Annotated in this window: 3 tRNA genes; all 3 read right to left on the bottom strand. The window is 57.6% G+C overall.

The features are described 5' to 3' along the window. Window positions 1-76, bottom strand: a tRNA-Met gene (locus L21TH_RS11130). Window positions 77-81: 5 nt separating this feature from the next. After that, window positions 82-171: transfer RNA gene (locus L21TH_RS11135), tRNA-Leu, on the bottom strand. A 14-nt stretch (window positions 172-185) separates the two neighbouring features. Continuing rightward, window positions 186-260 (bottom strand) — tRNA-Asn (locus tag L21TH_RS11140). Window positions 261-304 lie beyond the last annotated feature (44 nt).

The raw sequence follows: 304 nt of genomic DNA on the forward strand, positions 1-304 counted from the left end.
TGGTAGCGGGGGCCGGATTCGAACCGACGACCTCCGGGTTATGAGCCCGACGAGCTACCAACTGCTCTACCCCGCGATGTTTGGTGCCGGAGATCGGAGTCGAACCGATACGGTCTTACAAAGACCGCAGGATTTTAAGTCCTGTGCGTCTGCCAATTCCGCCACTCCGGCATGTTTCTTTCTAATGGCTCCTGGGGTGGGACTCGAACCCACAGCCTACCGGTTAACAGCCGGTTGCTCCACCATTGAGCTACCCAGGAATGATACCCAATCTAGCAGCGACCTACTCTCCCAGGACGTCTCC

The organism is Caldisalinibacter kiritimatiensis (assembly GCF_000387765.1).
GTDB lineage: Bacteria > Bacillota > Clostridia > Tissierellales > Caldisalinibacteraceae > Caldisalinibacter > Caldisalinibacter kiritimatiensis.